The organism is Luxibacter massiliensis (assembly GCF_900604355.1).
Lineage (GTDB): Bacteria > Bacillota > Clostridia > Lachnospirales > Lachnospiraceae > Luxibacter > Luxibacter massiliensis.
This window is the reverse complement of record NZ_UWOE01000001.1, coordinates 2,320,982-2,338,576: the sequence shown is the minus strand read 5'-3', so window position 1 is coordinate 2,338,576 and position 17,595 is coordinate 2,320,982. Positions and strand designations below refer to the sequence as shown.

Sequence of the window (17,595 nt, the reverse complement as noted above, 5' to 3'; positions counted from 1 at the left end):
TGCCATATTGAGGCACTGTCTGATGACTTGACGATCAAAATAATTTCTCACATAATAAGCTTGAGTTAGAAAAGACTAACTTAATGATTTTATTTTGAAAAGGATTTTATCCTTCTCTTTTGGGTTTTTGGGCAGAAGAGCAGGGAAAGGGGAATTATGAAAGAGACAAAGAAAAACGTTGTATTCCGGGTATTTCACAGGGCTCGCTGCAGTTCTGCCCGCTATATTCTCGGAGTGACATGTTCGGCAGTGAGTGTAGTGCTGTCGGGAGTTCCGTTTTACGCGGCGTATCAGATTGTAAAAATCTTCCTGGAAGCATCTTTGAATGGAGTGGAGGCAGAGATGCCCATGGTGTGGTTTTGGGCAGGGGTGATTCTGACAAGTATTGCCGTAGGTATTGTACTTTCGGTTATCGGAAGTTTTGTATGCCATGCCTGTGCATTTCGTGCACTTTATGAACTGCGGATGAGAATATTGGATCATATGGGCAAACTGAATTTGGGGTTCTTTACCGGAGGACAGGCAGGGGCAGTGCAAAAAACTATGAATGACAATATGGAAAAAATGGAAAATATCATTGCCCATGATGTGGCAAATCTTGTGGGGGCAGGGGTACTGTTAGCCGCATTGGCAGCCTTGCTGTTTTCCATCAATATACCCTTGACACTCACAGTGTTTGCCGCGCTGCTGCTTGCTTTTGGCATTCAATTTTCAGCATTTGGGGGAAAGCAAGGCCAGAAAATCTGGACAGACCTGAACCGTTCTTCTACGGAACTGGATGCGGCTTTTTCTGAATATATATCCGGCATGGAGGAAGAGAAAATATTCGGCAGGCCTAAGGCTGCGGCCCGGCGTCTGACCGGAATCGTAGAGAAAAACCGCAGGCACTGGCTGGTATATTTGAAAAGAGTGACGCCCATTTACGGAGCCTATAAAACCATTACACTTTCGGTGCTGGCGTTTATCCTTGCCGCAGGCTGTGTGCTGCTGTATCTGCACCCGGGAGACCATGGCCTGATGATGGAAGTTCTGATGTTCTTAATCGTAGGACCTGCAGTGATCAGTCCGCTGATGGAATTGGTGGAGTTCGGGGCCGATCTGCGAAATCTGGATGTGCGGATGAATCAAATAGATGACATTATGAAGATAGAACCCATGGCAGAGGGCACATGTGAGACTTGGCCTGTTACGGCAGACCTGGAATTTCGTGATGTAAGCTTTTCTTATCAAAAAGCGGCGGATCCAATGCGCCGGATGGCGCTGGACCATGTTTCCATGTACATTCCCGCGGGAAGCTTTGTCGCCCTTGTGGGGCCTTCCGGCGGAGGGAAATCTACGGCGGGGCAGCTTCTGGCCCGTTTCTGGGATGTGGAGGGAGGCAGTATTCGGATCGGCGGAAAAGATATCCGGGATTATTCTACAAAGACTCTGTTAGAAAACGTATCTTTTGTTTTTCAGGATACATACATATTTTCAGAAAGTGTTTATGACAACATTGCCATGCATCAAACTGTAAACCGCGGAGACGTGGAGCGTGCTGCAAAGGCTGCGCGGTGCCATGAGTTCATCAGTACCTTTCCAGATGGCTACGACACAAAACTAGGCGACGGCGGACATAAGCTGTCCGGCGGGGAGGCGCAGCGCATTGCAATTGCACGGGCCATTTTGAAAAATGCTCCGGTTGTTGTCCTGGATGAAGCGATGGCGTTTACGGATGCGGAAAATGAACTGGCGCTCAGGGAAGGAATGGCGGAACTGCTGCGGGGCAAAACGATTCTGATGATCGCACACCGGCTGTATTCCATTCAGGATGCAGACTGTATTTTCGTTTTAGACAGGGGACGCCTTATAGAACAGGGGACACACAGAGAACTGCTTAAGCGAAACGGCCAGTATGCAAAGCTCTGGGCGGTTCAAAATGAAACAGAAACATGGAGGCTGAAAGGGGGGAGCATGAATGTTTAAGATGATCCGGCAATTTACTTTCCATAAACCAAGAGAAATTTTTCAGCCTACATTGTGGTTGTTTCTTTCACAGGCATGCAGCATGATTCCCGCTGTTCTGGCGTATATGGCAATTTATACTGTGGGACAGGCCTTTGTCCCGCCGTATACCCTGGAGTTACCGAGACTTGCCGGTCTGGCGGCGGTCAGCCTGGGATACGTATTACTGCAGTATATTGTGGAAATCATCTCCTATTATTTTACCTATGGCCGTGCCTACCGGGATACCGCGGATAAACGTATTGCGTATATCCAGAAGCTGCGGCGCCAGCCCTTGGGATTTTTCTCCTCAAAGGAATCCGGGGAGCTGATCAGTTCTTTTGCCGGCGATTTTGCAAATGTGGAATATACGCTGTGCTACTGGCTGCCTTATCCCATGGGGGTCGGGTTATTGCTTCTTATTTCAGTTGTATGGATCTGCGCTTATGATGTACGGATGGGGATTTCCATGTTCGCCCTGCTGCCGGTCTGCGCCCTTTTGATGCTGCTGGTTTCCCGGATCAAAGAAAGGCACAGCCGCCGGGTGATGGAAGCGAAAACAAAGGCAGCCACACAGCTGAACGAATATCTCCGCGGCATGAAGGACCTGAAAGCTTATCAGCGGACAGGCGGCGGATTTGAATCAATGGAAGCGGCAATGCGGCGTTTGAGGGATGAATCGCTGAAGGAGGAAGGAGTGGCGGGAAGCCTGTCTACTTTATGTGCTTCACTGGTCAAATTCATTGTTCCGGTAACTGCGGCATCCGGGATTTATCTGCTAATCAATGAGCAGATGAACGTACTGGATTTTGCGGGATTTTTAATTCTCGCAACAAAACTTACGGAGCCTGTCCTGATGATTGTAACTAGTATTTCGGCATTGCGGGGGATGGTACCGTCGGCAGAGAGGCTGGATCAGGTTATGACAAGTCCCGGACCATTGGGAGAAGAGAAAATTGTACAGGCGGACAGCTATACATTCGATGATGTTTCGTTTGGATATGAAGAGGGGAAGGACGTGGTCCAAAACATCTCTTTTGAGACAGCCTCCGGTTCACTGACTGCCCTTGTAGGCCCTTCTGGAAGTGGAAAATCCACGCTGCTCCGGCTGATGGCGCGTTTCTGGGACTGTCAGGAGGGGCACATCCGAATGAATGGAACGGATATCAAAGAGGTTTGGCCGGATTCTCTTCTCGCTCATATTTCTATGGTAATGCAGAACACCTATTTGTTCCGTGGCAGCATCCGGGAAAATCTTTGCTTTGGAGATGAATCTGTCACAGAAGAGCGGATGATAGAAGCCTGTAAAAAAGCCCGCTGCCATAGTTTTATTTCTGGCTTGCCTGAAAGATATGAAACCATTGTAGGAGAAGGAGGGGCAACGCTGTCAGGGGGAGAGCGGCAGCGGATTTCACTGGCAAGGGCCTTTTTAAAAGATGTTCCGATTCTGCTTCTGGACGAACCGACCGCATCTCTGGACGCTGACAATGAAGCGATGGTGCAGAAAGCGTTGGATGAAATCTCCAGAGAACGTACCGTTGTGATGATCGCCCATCGTTTAAAGACTGTGCGGGCAGCGGAGCAGATTGTTGTTCTTCGGGATGGGAAAATTGTACAGAAGGGCACTCATAGCCTGCTTGCCCGGCAGGAGGGGCTGTATGCCCGGCTGTGGAAATTACAGAATCAGGCGGAAAGTTATACATTCAAACAATCTTAGGAGGAAATCAAATGAAACAGACTAAATTTTTAAGCTTAAAAGAATTTGTAATCGTGCTGCTGCTGGCCTGCGTGGAAACTGTGATCGGTATTGTAATTGCCATGCCCTTTGCCGCAAATCTGCAGCTTGTGTATTTTCTTGTTCCGGGCCTTGCGGGACTGGTCAATGGCATCATCTATGTACTGCTTGTCAAAAAATGCCCCAAAATCGGAACCCAATTTATGATTCCTTTTGTGTATGGACTGTATTTTCTGTTTTCCGGCAGTGTCTATGTATTTCTGTTTTTTACCATATTGGCAGTGGTCAATGAACTGATTATGCTGGGGGGATATGGAAAAAATGTGCGCCAGGCGATTCCCCATGCCCTTACATGGATGCTGAACTCTATGGGAAGTACATTGACGCTTCTTTTATTCCGGGACAGTATGGTACAGACTTATGTGGATATGGGGATGGATGAGGCGTCCGCAGATGCAGCGCTGGCAGCCATCGAGGGATTCTGGCTGTCGCCGCCGAATATTGCCATTGCACTGTCTATAGCTGCCGTTTTGTCTGTTGCCGGTTATCTGCTGGGTTTAAAAATGCTTGGGAAACATTTCAGGCCTGCAGGGGTTGTGTGATGGATGCAGCGAAGCAGGGACGTTTTTGGCCGGATCCGCGCACATGGATTCTGCTCTGTCTGACGGGAGCGGCTTCTGTTATTTTGATTCACTCTGAAACTGGAGGTTTCTGTGTGCTTTTATGCTGCATTTTAATTCACCTTTTTACAAAAGGAGCGGATCGTGCGGCATTCTGTGCCGTTTATTATCTGCTTTTTACAGGGATTGCCTGGCTGGGGATCAGGATGGTGGAAAGTCAGATTGTTTTTTCCGTCAGTTCCATGCTGTCAAGTATAGGGATTTTGGGGCGGAAAGCGCTGGTTCCTCTTTCCTTTGCAGCCTGCCTGGCACGAAGTTCCACTGGCGCTTTGCTGGCGGCGCTGCAGAAATGGCATTTGCCAAAGGCTGCAGGCATTGCGGTAGCTGTTTTGCTGCGGTTTTTCCCGACTATTTCGGGGGAGTACCAGGCCATCCGCTCTTCCCAGCGGTTCAGGGGAATCGGGACCGGTGTGTTCCATACCCTTTTTCACCTGCCCTCCACAGTAGAATATATCCTGATTCCGTTGATTCTGCGGACAACTAAGGTTGCGGAAGAACTGTCAGCTTCTATGACTGTACGGGGCGTACGTTTTTCGGGAGAAACGGTGAGTTACAGGGAAGTGAGGTTCACCCGGAAAGACGCGGTCCTCTCTGGCGGAATGGCTTTTGCGGCGGGAATCATTTTTAGCTTTGAGCGGGGTGGCATATTATGATTGAATTAAAGGACCTCTCATTTATTTATAATAACAGCAGCGAGGGAAGGGGGCAGCTTTGTCAGGTCAGCCTGAAAGTACAGAAAGGGGAGCTGATTCTCCTGGCAGGTAAAAGCGGCTGCGGGAAAACAACGCTGCTGCGGGTGCTAAATGGACTGTGTCCCCAGTTCTATCCGGGAAAGCTGGAGGGGGAGTATCTTTTGAGCGGACAAAACGCCCTGGAAATGCCAATCCATCAGTTAGGTACGATTGTAGGAAGCGTATTCCAGGATCCAAGGAGCCAGTTTTTCGCCACGGATACTACAGACGAGATTGTGCTTGGGATGGAGAATATTCCCCTGGACCGTGCCGTCATGCACCAGCGTGTGAAATCGGTTTGTGAAAGTATGCATATCGAGAGACTGCTGGACCGGAGGATATTTCCCTTGTCCAGCGGTGAAAAACAGCTTGTTGCCATTGCATCTGTCTGTGCCATGGAACCGAAGGTGATTGTGATGGACGAACCCTCAGCTAATCTGGACAGCGAGGCCATGATGCGCCTTGGAATCCTGCTTTACAGGCTGAAAGAGGCAGGACATACGATTATCCTGTCAGAGCACCGTTTTCACTATGTCAGGGATTCTTTTGACCGGCTGGTGTTTATGGAGAACGGAGAAATTTCTAAGATTTACAGACGCAAAGACGCACTAAAGCTTTGTGACGGGCAGTTGGCAGAGATGGGAATGCGTTTCTTTACCGCGCCTGATTTTCAGGCGGGAGGCGCTTTTGGGCAAAAACCGGAGCATATGCTGCAGGTTTCTGAGATCTCCTGTATGCTGGAGGGACGGCAGATTTTGGAGTCCGTTTCTTTTTCTGCCGCAAATGGGAAAATACTGGCAATTACAGGTCCCAATGGCGCAGGAAAATCGACTCTGTGCAGAAGTATCACAGGATTGTACAAAACTATGGGAACCGTCTGTATGGAGGGGGAATACCTGAAACGAAAGCAGCGCATAAAAAATACTTTTTTTGTGCAGCAGGATTCGGATTATCAGCTATATGCGCCGACTGTTTTTGATGAGTTCTGGATTGGAAGAAGGGAAACTGCCTTTCTTAGAGAAACTGCACTTGACTGGCTGGGAAAGGTGGGAATGGAAAGTTTTCAAAACCGCCATCCTGCCTCGTTATCTGGTGGCCAGAAACAGCGTCTTTTGCTGGCGCTTGCAGCGGCAAGCCAAAAAAGACTGTTGGTATTTGACGAACCTACAAGCGGCCTGGACGGATATCATATGCGCCTCACAGCCAGTCTTTTCAAACATTTGGCAAAAGGGGGCAGGTGTATTCTGCTGATTACGCACGATATGGATTTTATTGCCGAGGCAGCGGATGAAATTGTCTATATGGAGAGGGGAAAGCTGTGTTACCACCGAAGGGTCCTGCCTAAATAGCTGCAGCTATAATATAATAATGATTATTGTTATTGACAAATCCTGGAAGTTAGTGTAAACTAACCTTGTTGTTAGAAAAAACTAACTAATGAGATTCAGAGAATTTAGGGACAGGCAATATTAAAGGGGAAAAGGATCTGACCCCGGCAAAAATATGCAATTCCTAAAAACACAAGAAAGATAGGAGGATTTTAAGATGTCAATGATCAACAAAGAGGTAAATAATTTTGAAGTGCAGGCATTTTGGGGTGGTGAATTTAAGACCGTAAGAAAAGAGGATATTTTAGGGAAATGGAGTGTATTTTTCTTTTATCCAGCGGATTTTACGTTTGTGTGCCCCACAGAATTGGAAGACCTGGCGAATAAGTATGAGGAATTTCAGAAGATAGGCTGCGAAATTTATTCCGTATCTTGTGACAGCCATTTTGTACATAAGGCATGGCATGATGCGTCCAAGACAATTCAGAAAATAAATTATCCGATGCTGGCAGATCCGACAGGCGCTCTTGCAAGGGATTTTGATGTGATGATCGAGTCAGACGGCATGGCTGAAAGAGGAAGCTTTATTGTGAATCCAGAAGGGAAAATCGTGGCTTATGAAGTAATTGCGGGCAACGTGGGAAGAAATGCGGATGAGTTGTTCAGGAGAGTGCAGGCATCCCAGTTCGTAGCGGAGCACGGGGATCAGGTGTGCCCGGCAAAATGGCAGCCGGGAGCAGAAACACTGAAGCCGAGCCTGGATCTGGTGGGACTGCTCTAACATGGGAGGATACGAGAAGTTTTATGACTTAATCATTGTAGGGGCCGGGCCGGCTGGACTTTCCGCCGCAATTTACATGGCCAGGGCAAAGTATAAAGTGCTGGTTCTGGAAAAAGACAAGACCGGAGGACAGATCACCATCACAACAGAGGTGGTGAATTATCCGGGGGTCGAGCTTGCAAGCGGGAAAAGCCTGACAGACAGTATGAGAAGACAGGCGGAAAATTTTGGCGCAGAGTTTGTCATCGCGGAGGTGACGGATATGGAGCTTGCGCAGGATGTAAAAGTTCTTCACACGAACAAGGGGGATTATAAAGCTCTTGGCGTTATTCTTGCAGTGGGGGCAAATCCCAGGAAGCTGGGGTTTCAGGGAGAAGATACTTTTAGAGGCCGGGGGGTTGCCTATTGTGCAACTTGTGACGGAGAATTTTTTACCGGGATGAACGTATTTGTCATAGGCGGGGGATTTGCGGCTGTGGAAGAAGGGCTTTTCCTCACGAAATACGCGAAGCATGTAACGATTATCGTGCGTTCAGAGCAGTTTGGGTGCGCCAGGACGGTGTCTGATAAGCTAAAAGGAAATGAAAAAATATCTGTCCGGTTCTCTACAGAATTAAAGGGTGTTAAGGGCGGCCAGGTGATGGAAAAAGCTGTGTTTTTGGATAAGGCAGCAGGAGAGACATGGGAATATCTTGCAGAGAAGGACGGTGGATTCGGAGTATTTGTATTTGCCGGATATGAACCGAACACCCGGTGGCTGCCGGAAATACTGGAATTGGATGAGCATGGATATATTATAACAGACGCCAATCAGAAAACGAATCTTGCGGGAGTGTATGCGGCAGGAGATGTATGCGTGAAAAATCTCCGGCAGGTGGTCACGGCTGTTGCGGACGGAGCCGTGGCGGCAACCTCGTTGGAAAAGGATGTGACAGAACTGCACAGCAAACTGGAAATCCCGGAATTTGACGTATCTGTTGTAAAAGAAAATAGCTGGAGCGGTGCAGAGGCCGTCCCCAATCATGGGGCAGGCGGTAAGGACAGTGCGGATGCTGCGGGGAATCGCCTGGCAGACAGCCAGAACCCGGCGCAGAATACTGGTGGCGCAAGGTTTTTGGATGAAGCCATCAGAACCCAGCTTATCCCGGTATTTGACAAATTTGCGCATCCGGTGTGCATCCGGGCGTGGCTGGGAGAGGATGGGGTTTCCCGTGAAGTGGAAGTATTTTTGAAGGAGTTCTCCGAGATGACAGACAAAGTGTTCTGGGAAAAAGCAGAAGGAGACAGGCCAGAATATCTTCCGTCTATGGAAATTATTAAGGCAGATGGAACGCCCTCGGGAATGGTGTTCCATGGAGTTCCCGGAGGACATGAGATTAATTCTTTTGTAATCGGACTGTACAATGCAGCCGGTCCCGGAACAGCCGTCACCCAGGAAGAAAAAGAGAGAATTGGGAGAATTTCCAGACAGACAGATATTGAAATCATGGTTTCCCTGTCCTGTACCATGTGCCCGGAACTTGTGATGGCGGCACAGAAGATCGCAGCATTGTCTGACAGGGTGAGGGCGGAAGTGTATGATCTGTCACACTATCCGGAGCTGAAAGAAAAGTATCAGATTATGAGCGTTCCCTGTATGGTAGTGAATAAGGAACAGGTTTTCTTCGGTAAGAAAAATGTAGGAGAGCTGCTGGATATATTGGAGGATCCGAATCAATAGCACAAGCAGATGGCAGACTTAGGCCCTTGTGTCTGTGAATATAGTATTCTGGGTTAGTATACACAGGTAATGTGAACAGTAATATTTTGAGATATAAGCCGGTGAGAGAGGATTCTTCACCGGCTTATTTTATCTAATCTTTTTGACCTCCGGTATTCCAAGGGTGATATCCCAAATTGCCTCTTGAATACAGCGGCGAACTTCCCTTGGTTGGAATACCCCACTTGCTCAGAAACTTCAGCGATTGACTGTTTTGTATGAGAAAGTAGATTTGCAGCAGTGTCCATACGCAATTCACGCAGGTAGACTGAGATATTCTTGCCATATACGCCCCGGAAATAGTTTTTCAGGCTCGTCTCGCTGACCGCAAAACTTTTAGCAATTTGATGTACAGGAATATGCTGCCTGAGATCGCCGGAAAGAATGTGTGCTGTTCGTTTGGCAATCTCTACTTGGGTTTCTGTATAGAATCCGCAAGTTTTGGAAGGGCGGTTTTCCATATATAGAAGCTGATAGAGCAGCTCAAGGGTGTCAATCTGCATGTAAAAGGCAGAGGGGTTCTCTGAGAGCTGCCAAAGCCGCAAAAAAATGTTTTTTAATCTGCAGCCGGCTTCATTGATATAAGTTCTCTTTTTGCCGCAGTAGGCATCCTGCAACCGGGTGAAGTCGATGGAGAAGAGTTCTGTGATTTGAGGGCAGGACTGTAAGAGGAGGGGTAAATCCAAATATATTTTGATTCCCTGGTATCCTCCGGTGGGGAAAATATATTCCTTCTGTGCCGTCTGCCTGCTGATGCAGAAATCGTTTTCCTTCAGGTACATGTAGGTATTGTCATCTAATAACAATTCACTCCTGCCGGAAATGCAGTAGTTTATCTGCAGCAGCTTTAATTCTGAATTTGCGTCAGACTCTGGCCATGCAGACGCCCGCACATATATATAGGCAAGGGTCAGTCCTGGAAAAAGTGTGTGAAAAACCATGCGCCCTTTTCCAGAGCCATGATCTAAAAGTAGTTCCTGGCTGTTTGGGCTGTTTTTGAACGTTACTCCTGAAATAGCATTGCTGTTTTCTAATATGCTGCTTACGATACCGTCCAACTCCTCCACCTCCTTCGCTCCTTACTGATGTAATTATAAAGGTACTTGAATTTCCGGTCAATTGATATTCATGCAGGACAGAAAACTCCTTGCTGTTTGGGCCTAAAATACTGATATGTGCATAGAAGCATGGTTCAAGGTGTGATATTCTTACAGATGGTTAGTTGCAACTAATAAAAATAAGTGCTTCAGGAGGTTTGGCAATGCACAAATTGCAGGGAAAGGATTTAATCAATATTGGTATTTTTACGGCGATTTATTTTATCGTCATTTTTGCGGCGGCATCCATCGGTTTTATTCCGATTTTTATTCCACTGATCAGTGTGATTGTGCCTTTGGCCGGGGGGGTTCCCATGATGCTGTTTTTTTCTAAAATTCGAAAGTTCTGGATGCTTACAATCTGCGGGCTGCTGCTGGGGATCATCATGCTGCTGACGGGCATGGGGTTCTGGTGTATTCCCACCGGACTGGTTTTTGGCCTTATCTCTGATTTTATGATGAAAGCCTGCAGCTACAAGGATGCAAAACGGGAAATCTTGATTCACGGTGTCTTTTCCATGTGGGTAATCGGCGCGTTTGTCCCTATCGTTGTGACACGCGATGCATATTACCAGAGTCTGCTTTCCGGCTATGGCCGGGAATATGCCGATACGCTGATGGCTTATATGCCGGACTGGATTTTACCGGTACTTCTGGCAGCTGCCTTTATCAGCGGGCTTGCAGGCGGCCTGATTGGGCGGAAACTGTTCAGAAAACATTTTGAGCGGGCGGGGATTGTATAATGAAACAGGAGCTCCTTGCAAGCAAGAAAAATAAGGCGGGTATGATGTTAGATCCCCGGACAAAAATGGCGGCGCTGATTACAATTGCTGTCTTTATTTTAGGCGGCTCTTATGAAGGCATTATGCAATATTACATAATTGTACTGGCGGCAATTCCGTTAGTGCTTCTTATGTCGGCAAAAAAATGGAAAGGCTCATTCCTATATATCGCATTGTTTGGAGGGAGTCTGTGTCTGGAAATGTTTGGCCTGCCATACTTAAGTGGCGGGGCGAACTATATGGCGGTAGCCGTTGTGGGTATCCTGCTCAGATTTACCCCAGGTGTGGTCATGGGATATTTTGTCGTTACTACAACCACAGTAAGTGAGTTTATTGCGGCTATGGAGAGGCTTTGTATGCCCCGGCAGATTACCATTCCTATGTCTGTTATGTTTCGTTTTTTTCCTACCGTAGCCGAGGAATGGAATGCCATCGGAGATGCCATGCGGATGCGGGGGATTGGTTTTGGGGGCAAAAGGACAGGAGCTGTCCTTGAGTACCGTATTGTTCCTATGATGATCTGCTCTGTAAAAATTGGGGAGGAACTGTCTGCAGCTGCACTTACCCGGGGATTAGGGGGGCCTGTGAAACGGACAAATATCTGTAAGCTGGGTTTTCACGTGCAGGATATTCTTTTTCTCCTCGTTTGTTTCGGTGCATTTGCGGTGCAGATTTACATACTGGCCGTAAGGAGGTAGGAGGTATGATTGAATGTCGGAATGTATGCTTCTCATATCCGGCCGGCCAACAGTCTGATGGCAGCAGGCCCGGAGGCACCTTAAAAAATATTTCGTGTACCATTGAGAAAGGTTCCTTTGTCCTGCTCTGTGGGGAATCTGGCTGTGGAAAGACAACCATGACACGTCTGCTGAATGGACTGATTCCCCACTATCATGAGGGGAATTTTGAGGGTACCGTCTGTCTGGATGGAAAAGACACAAGAGAATTATCACTGTTTGATATATCGTTGAAGGTGGGTTCTGTGTTTCAAAATCCCCGTTCTCAGTTTTTTAATGTAGACACAACCAGCGAGCTGGCTTTCGGCCCCGAAAATCACGGGATGGAAGAAGGACTTGTGTGGGAACAGGTGAATAAGGCTGCCAGACAGCTGAGGCTGGCCCCTTTGCTTGACAGAAGTATATTTTCCCTTTCGGGCGGTGAAAAGCAAAAGATTGCCTGTGGATCGGCCGCGGCCGTCTCACCGGAGATTTACGTGCTGGATGAACCCTCGTCTAATCTGGATAGTTCTGCCATTGCTGACCTTGGCCAGCTCCTTTCCATTTTAAAATCTCAGGGAAAAACGATTGTTATTTCAGAACATCGTCTCTATTATCTGTCAGGCTTAATTGACCGCGCCCTATATTTAAAAGACGGGGAAATCAAGGGGGACTACACTTGGGAGGAGTTTCAGGGATTAGGCTTTAAGCGGAGGGAGGAAATGGGGCTGCGCCCTCTTGGCCTGGATGGCCTGAAAGATATAGAAGGCCCTGCCGGAGGTGGAAACAGTGGGGAATGGGTGATAAAAAAGCTTTCTTTTGCTTATAAAAGAGGGCCGGAAATTTTACATATTTCCAAAGCCGTTTTCCCGGCAGGCTGTGCCACCGCTGTAATCGGACATAATGGAGCCGGAAAATCCACCTTTTTCCGCTGCCTTGGCGGACTGGAGAAAAGGTGCAGGGGAACAGTGCAAGATCAAACTAAATCATATTCTGGGAAAGACCGTCTCAAATGCTGTTATATAGTTATGCAGGATGTAAACCATCAGCTTTTTACAGAGAGCGTTATGGATGAGATTCTTTTAAGTATGAAGCAGGAAGACAGGCAGAAAGCAGAAAGTATACTGGCTGAAATGGATCTGGCTGCATACAAAGACTGCCATCCCATGGGACTGTCCGGGGGACAGAAACAGCGGGCAGCCATTGCCTCAGCTATGGCCTCAGAGAGGCCTCTGATATTATTCGATGAGCCTACCAGCGGACTTGATTTATTCCACATGAGACAGATTGCAGAGATGGTGAATCGGATGACAGAAGACGGAAAAACTGCTGTTGTCATAACCCATGACCCAGAATTCATCCTGCGGTGCTGCAATTATGTCATTCACTTGGAAAATGGGCAAGTACAGGAAAGTTATTGTATTGAAGAACGTGACGGCAGAGAAAGGCTGCTGGATTTTTTTCTAAAGGCTGTTTGAGCAGCGTCCGTGTACAAGGTACTTGTGCATGGACGCTGCAATACGTTCTTGACAAAATATTTATCTGGGAGTATAATCATAACATCGTTATGAAACGGTGTTATGAATAAATGGGAAGAAGGTGTATGGATGGCAAAGCAGATTGAGGGAGTATATGAAGCTGTACTGGAGCGCGCGAAAAAAGAATTTCTGGAAAAGGGTTATAAGGATGCTTCGATGCGTGTCATTGCACAGGAGGCCGGAACAAGCACGGGTTCCATTTATACTCGTTTTGGAGATAAAGAAGGATTGTTTCAGGCGGTTGTGGAGCCGGCGGCAGTGGAGCTGAAGAATATATTCCTGAAAGTGCAGGAAGACTTTCATTCTTTTGACGAGGATGTCCAAAAAAGTGAGATGGGGCAATATACTTCCCAGCATCAGATGGAGATGCTGGATTATATATACGACCATTTTGAAGAATTCCGGATTTTGCTGGACAGTGCAGAGGGAACCCGGTTTTCCTGTTTTCTGGATGAACTGGTGGATATTGAGGTGGAATACACGTATAAATACATGGAAGTCATTGGATGTGAAAGTGTGAAGTCGGGCCTGGTGACAGAGGAATTTATCCACATGGTTGTGACCGCCTATTTTAACGGAATGTTTGAAGTGGTGCGCCATAATATGAGAAAAGAAGAGGCGGTCAAATATGTGCGTCTGCTCAACCGGTACCATATGCAGGGATTTTCTACGGTGTTCAATCCCGAAACCCCATAAAGTCGATAATCAGGCTGTTTCCTGTCAGGATCCGCAGGTATCAGCCTTTTTATAAAAAGATAGGTTAGCAAAAACTAACTTGGATAGGAGGAATCAATATGCAGAAACAAAGTCCTTTGCTCCGCTTGTGGGAGCTGGGGAAAGACAATCAGGGAGGCTTGATAAGAGCTATTATCTCCGCATCTATTGGTGTACTGTGCGGAATATTGCCCTATTATTCGGCGGCACAGATGATTATCGGATTGCTGGCTGGAAAGACAGACATGAGGTTTTATACCGGGTGGTGCCTGGCGGCGTTTGCCGGATTCGCCATCCGTGGGGTGCTTTATGCATTGGCTCTTGCTATGTCTCATAAAGCAACTTTTTCAATTTTAAAAAGCATACGGGAGTGTATTTTGAAAAAACTGCCCCGGATGCCGCTGGGCACAGTGACGGATACGCCAAGCGGGCAGATGAAACAGATCATCGTTGATCAGGTGGACAGCATGGAGCGCCCTCTGGCACATTTACTGCCCGAGATGACGGCGAATATTCTGGGGCCGGTATGCATTCTGGTATATTTGTTCGTCCTGGACTGGAGAATGGCATTGTTGTCTCTGGTCTCTATCCCTGTAGGCATGGTATTTATGATGGCGGTCATGAAAAATTATGGGGAACAGTATGAGGGATCGGTGAAAGTGACACAGGATATGAATGCGGCCATCGTGGAATATATCGGTGGGATTGAAGTGATTAAGGCGTTTAATCAGGGAAAAAATTCTTATGCAAAGTTTGCAGACCGGGTGAGGGCAAATGCATCTTATTTCTATCATTGGATGAAAGGCTGTCAGCTTCCGGTTTCTATATCAAGAGCGGTTGCACCGACTACACTGCTTACAATCCTGCCTGTAGGATGGCTGATGTACCAGCGTGGAAGTCTTTCTGTGGAGACCTTTATCACCACCATTATTCTTTCTCTTGGTATTGCAGGCCCCTTGCTGGCGGCCATGGATTTTGTGGACAGTCTCGCGAAGGTGGGGACAATCGTGGGGGAAGTGGATTCGATTCTGAACGGGGAAGAGCAGGATCATGGCGGGCGGCAGGTACAATTTTCCTCTATGGATATCCAGGTGGAGCATGTTTCCTTTGGCTATCACGACGACAAAGAAATCCTGCATGATATTTCCCTTACGATTCCCGCAGGCAGTATGACTGCCTTTGTGGGGCCCAGCGGAAGCGGAAAATCAACCATCGCCAAACTCATCGGAGGATTCTGGGACGTAGAAAAAGGAAGGATTCTCCTGGGCGGCCATGATCTGGGGAAGATTCCACTTTCCCAGCTTTATGATCAGATGGCCTTTGTATCTCAGGATAACTATCTGTTTGACGAGACGGTGAGAGAAAATATCCGTATGGGAAAACCAAAGGCAAGTGATGCCGAAGTGGAGGCTGTGGCAAAGGCCGCCGGATGTGATGTATTTATCCGTCAATTAGAAAGTGGGTATGATACCCGGGTAGGAGGGGGCGGTGCACACCTCTCGGGGGGTGAACGCCAGAGAATCGCCATAGCCAGAGCCATGCTAAAAAATGCACCGATTGTAATCCTGGATGAGGCAACCGCTTATATTGATCCGGAAAATGAGGCGGTGATACAGAGGGCAGTGGCAAGCCTTGTATGTGGAAAGACAGTCATTGTAATCGCACACCGTCTTTCTACGATTACAGATGCAGACCAGATTTTTGTGATCCGGGATGGCCGCATAGCAGGAAGCGGCACTCATGAGGAGCTTTTGAAACAAAACAGATTGTATCAGGAGATGTGGGAGGCCCATATCGGTGCAAAGGATGGTGATGTGGCATGATCGGAGTGCTGAAAAAAATCTGGAAGTTTGCGGGGAAAGAACAAAAAAATATCAATAAATCTATTTTCTGGGGATTCTTCTATGCTGTTTTTTATATGTTTCAGGTAAGCGCCATTTATTTTGTGGTGCTGGCGCTTACTGACGGGGATCAGACAAACAGGGCCGCATGGACGTCACTGGGACTGCTTGTCGCCAGTATCCTTGGAAGGGCGGCCATTAACCGTTTTACCCAGTTACAGCAGACCCACGCGGGATACTTCATGGTGGCGAACCGCCGGATTGATATCGGAGATAAGCTGAAGCGGGTTCCCATGGGATATTTCAGTGATAAAAGCCTGGGTGAAATTACCGGTGTTTCCACAACAGTTCTGGAAGTGGTGGAAATGATGGGGCCGGTAGTGTTGGTAGGAATCCTGGGGGGCCTGATTAACTCTGCGGTATTTATGATATTTGTCATTGTGTTTGACTGGAGAGTCGGCCTGCTTACCCTGGCGGGAATGGCGCTCTATCTGCTGTTTACTTCTGCCATGGAGAAAAAGTCTGCCAGCGTGACACCCCACCGTCAGAAGTCGGAGGCACAGCTTGTAGAGGCAGTATTGGAACAATTACAGGGAATGAGTGTCATCAAATCCTTTAACCTTACCGGGAAGGGGGACAGAAGGCTGCGGGAAGCATTGGAATACAACCGGAAGAGTAATCTGGATATCGAAAAAACCTTTACTCCTTACATGATTGCGCAGGAGCTGAGCCTGCACTTGTTTTCTGTTCTGATTATGGGAGCGGCAGTGTTTTTCTTCACCAATGGCACCATGGGTCTGGCAGATGCGCTTATGACAGTGATTATTTCTTTTATGGTGTTTTCTCAGATACAGTCTGCCGGAAGCGCTATGGCAGGCCTGCGGGTGGTGGGAAGTTCCATTGACCATGCGGATCAGATCAACGAAATCCCGGAAATGGATGAAACCGGCCGGAGTATACGGACAAAGAATCATGGAATCACCTTTGAACATGTAGATTTCTCTTATGACAGGAAACCGGTTCTGAAAGATGTCTCGATCACGATTCCGGATAAAACCACAACAGCTGTGGTTGGGCCTTCCGGCTCCGGGAAAACGACTCTTTGTAACTTGATTGCCAGATTTTGGGACGTAGATCAAGGAGTCATCCGCATTGGGGGGACAGATGTCAGGGAGTATACATTAGAATCTCTGATGGATCAGGTCAGCATGGTGTTTCAGAAAGTGTACCTCTTTGCAGATACCATCGAGAATAATATTCGGTTCGGAAAACCCGAGGCTACCCGCGCCCAGGTGATAGAGGCGGCAAAAAAAGCATGCTGCCATGAGTTCATCCAATCATTGCCGGATGGTTATGATACGGTCATAGGAGAAGGCGGCGCCAACCTCTCGGGAGGTGAGCGGCAGCGGATCTCCATAGCCAGAGCCATGTTAAAAGATGCGCCCATTATTATTTTTGATGAGGCAACCGCCAATGTAGATCCGGAAAATGAGGATAAGCTGCAAAGGGCAATGGAAGCGCTGATGAGAGATAAGACAATTATCCTGATCGCACACCGGATGAAAACGGTACAGAAAGCCGACCAGATTCTGGTTCTGGACGGCGGCAGAATCGTGCAGAAAGGAAATCATGAAGAACTTTCTGGGAAGCCGGGATTGTACCGGGACTTTTTGAACGCCCGGAAAGAAGCGTCAGGCTGGAAACTGGCACAGCGAGTAGGATAAAGACTTGAGATTCGCTGTACCAGGATAAGGAATACGCCCTGTCACTGGGGAAGGAGGTGACAGGGCGTGTATTTTACTAAAGGGATTTGATGGCCTACGGGAGGATGTCTGGAAGAAAACAGGACTCAGGGCAGTGGATTTGAACCAGGAAAATTTGGATCTGCCTCTTTTACATACAGGGATGTC

At 47.7% G+C, this 17,595-nt stretch carries 14 protein-coding genes; 13 read left to right on the top strand and 1 reads right to left on the bottom strand.

Annotation, left to right across the window (positions count from 1 at the left end; all coding sequences use genetic code 11):
• The first annotated feature begins 156 nt into the window (after positions 1–156).
• The 7 genes from EFA47_RS10845 (at position 157) to EFA47_RS10815 (ending at position 8,958) form a co-directional block, all read left to right on the top strand.
• Complete coding sequence (locus EFA47_RS10845; protein WP_122643291.1) at positions 157–1,965, top strand: ABC transporter ATP-binding protein; 1,809 nt, start codon at positions 157–159, stop codon at positions 1,963–1,965.
• Positions 1,958–3,700: an ABC transporter ATP-binding protein gene (locus tag EFA47_RS10840; protein WP_122643290.1), complete on the top strand. Its 1,743-nt coding sequence runs from the start codon at positions 1,958–1,960 to the stop codon at positions 3,698–3,700. Before EFA47_RS10845 ends, EFA47_RS10840 begins: the two co-directional genes overlap by 8 nt.
• Positions 3,701–3,711: 11 nt before the next feature.
• Positions 3,712–4,320 carry an MptD family putative ECF transporter S component gene (locus EFA47_RS10835; RefSeq protein ID WP_122643289.1) on the top strand — a complete coding sequence of 203 codons (609 nt, stop codon included), beginning with the start codon at positions 3,712–3,714 and terminating at the stop codon, positions 4,318–4,320.
• Positions 4,320–5,051 carry an energy-coupling factor transporter transmembrane component T family protein gene (locus EFA47_RS10830; protein WP_122643288.1) on the top strand — a complete coding sequence of 244 codons (732 nt, stop codon included), beginning with the start codon at positions 4,320–4,322 and terminating at the stop codon, positions 5,049–5,051. The genes EFA47_RS10835 and EFA47_RS10830 overlap by 1 nt, the downstream gene beginning before the upstream one ends.
• Positions 5,048–6,478 (top strand): ABC transporter ATP-binding protein, encoded by a 1,431-nt coding sequence (locus EFA47_RS10825; protein WP_122643287.1) that lies wholly within the window; start codon positions 5,048–5,050, stop codon positions 6,476–6,478. Before EFA47_RS10830 ends, EFA47_RS10825 begins: the two co-directional genes overlap by 4 nt.
• A 196-nt stretch (positions 6,479–6,674) precedes the next feature.
• On the top strand, positions 6,675–7,238 hold the full coding sequence (ahpC, locus tag EFA47_RS10820) for an alkyl hydroperoxide reductase subunit C (RefSeq protein WP_122643286.1): 564 nt from the start codon (positions 6,675–6,677) through the stop codon (positions 7,236–7,238).
• 1 nt (position 7,239) lies between these two features.
• On the top strand, positions 7,240–8,958 hold the full coding sequence (locus tag EFA47_RS10815) for an FAD-dependent oxidoreductase (protein ID WP_122643285.1): 1,719 nt from the start codon (positions 7,240–7,242) through the stop codon (positions 8,956–8,958).
• A gap of 116 nt (positions 8,959–9,074) precedes the next feature.
• Here EFA47_RS10815 and EFA47_RS10810 read toward each other — a convergent pair whose 3' ends face one another.
• Positions 9,075–10,055, bottom strand: coding sequence for a helix-turn-helix domain-containing protein (locus EFA47_RS10810; RefSeq protein ID WP_330512189.1), 981 nt, complete (start codon positions 10,053–10,055; stop codon positions 9,075–9,077).
• 203 nt (positions 10,056–10,258) lie between these two features.
• On the opposite strand from EFA47_RS10810, the gene EFA47_RS10805 reads away from it, so the two are divergent.
• The 6 genes from EFA47_RS10805 to EFA47_RS10780 all read left to right on the top strand — a co-directional run bounded on the left by EFA47_RS10805 (position 10,259) and on the right by EFA47_RS10780 (position 17,409).
• Positions 10,259–10,837, top strand: coding sequence for an MptD family putative ECF transporter S component (locus EFA47_RS10805; RefSeq protein WP_122643284.1), 579 nt, complete (start codon positions 10,259–10,261; stop codon positions 10,835–10,837).
• Positions 10,837–11,574 (top strand): energy-coupling factor transporter transmembrane component T, encoded by a 738-nt coding sequence (locus EFA47_RS10800; protein WP_122643283.1) that lies wholly within the window; start codon positions 10,837–10,839, stop codon positions 11,572–11,574. Before EFA47_RS10805 ends, EFA47_RS10800 begins: the two co-directional genes overlap by 1 nt.
• Before the next feature lie 5 nt (positions 11,575–11,579).
• Positions 11,580–13,070 (top strand): ABC transporter ATP-binding protein, encoded by a 1,491-nt coding sequence (locus EFA47_RS10795; protein ID WP_122643282.1) that lies wholly within the window; start codon positions 11,580–11,582, stop codon positions 13,068–13,070.
• A 129-nt stretch (positions 13,071–13,199) separates the two neighbouring features.
• Complete coding sequence (locus EFA47_RS10790) at positions 13,200–13,826, top strand: TetR/AcrR family transcriptional regulator (protein WP_122643281.1); 627 nt, start codon at positions 13,200–13,202, stop codon at positions 13,824–13,826.
• 98 nt (positions 13,827–13,924) lie between these two features.
• Entirely contained in the window at positions 13,925–15,667 is a 1,743-nt protein-coding gene (locus EFA47_RS10785; protein WP_122643280.1) for an ABC transporter ATP-binding protein, read from the top strand.
• On the top strand, positions 15,664–17,409 hold the full coding sequence (locus tag EFA47_RS10780; protein WP_122643279.1) for an ABC transporter ATP-binding protein: 1,746 nt from the start codon (positions 15,664–15,666) through the stop codon (positions 17,407–17,409). The genes EFA47_RS10785 and EFA47_RS10780 overlap by 4 nt, the downstream gene beginning before the upstream one ends.
• Positions 17,410–17,595 lie beyond the last annotated feature (186 nt).

What these genes read in the sequence shown, in the direction of transcription:
- EFA47_RS10845 (WP_122643291.1), top strand. Translation starts at nt 157, where the DNA reads ATGAAAGAGACAAAGAAAAACGTTGTATTCCGGGTATTTCACAGGGCT.
- EFA47_RS10840 (WP_122643290.1), top strand. Translation starts at nt 1,958, where the DNA reads ATGTTTAAGATGATCCGGCAATTTACTTTCCATAAACCAAGAGAAATT.
- EFA47_RS10835 (WP_122643289.1), top strand. Translation starts at nt 3,712, where the DNA reads ATGAAACAGACTAAATTTTTAAGCTTAAAAGAATTTGTAATCGTGCTG.
- EFA47_RS10830 (WP_122643288.1), top strand. Translation starts at nt 4,320, where the DNA reads ATGGATGCAGCGAAGCAGGGACGTTTTTGGCCGGATCCGCGCACATGG.
- EFA47_RS10825 (WP_122643287.1), top strand. Translation starts at nt 5,048, where the DNA reads ATGATTGAATTAAAGGACCTCTCATTTATTTATAATAACAGCAGCGAG.
- ahpC (WP_122643286.1), top strand. Translation starts at nt 6,675, where the DNA reads ATGTCAATGATCAACAAAGAGGTAAATAATTTTGAAGTGCAGGCATTT.
- EFA47_RS10815 (WP_122643285.1), top strand. Translation starts at nt 7,240, where the DNA reads ATGGGAGGATACGAGAAGTTTTATGACTTAATCATTGTAGGGGCCGGG.
- EFA47_RS10805 (WP_122643284.1), top strand. Translation starts at nt 10,259, where the DNA reads ATGCACAAATTGCAGGGAAAGGATTTAATCAATATTGGTATTTTTACG.
- EFA47_RS10800 (WP_122643283.1), top strand. Translation starts at nt 10,837, where the DNA reads ATGAAACAGGAGCTCCTTGCAAGCAAGAAAAATAAGGCGGGTATGATG.
- EFA47_RS10795 (WP_122643282.1), top strand. Translation starts at nt 11,580, where the DNA reads ATGATTGAATGTCGGAATGTATGCTTCTCATATCCGGCCGGCCAACAG.
- EFA47_RS10790 (WP_122643281.1), top strand. Translation starts at nt 13,200, where the DNA reads ATGGCAAAGCAGATTGAGGGAGTATATGAAGCTGTACTGGAGCGCGCG.
- EFA47_RS10785 (WP_122643280.1), top strand. Translation starts at nt 13,925, where the DNA reads ATGCAGAAACAAAGTCCTTTGCTCCGCTTGTGGGAGCTGGGGAAAGAC.
- EFA47_RS10780 (WP_122643279.1), top strand. Translation starts at nt 15,664, where the DNA reads ATGATCGGAGTGCTGAAAAAAATCTGGAAGTTTGCGGGGAAAGAACAA.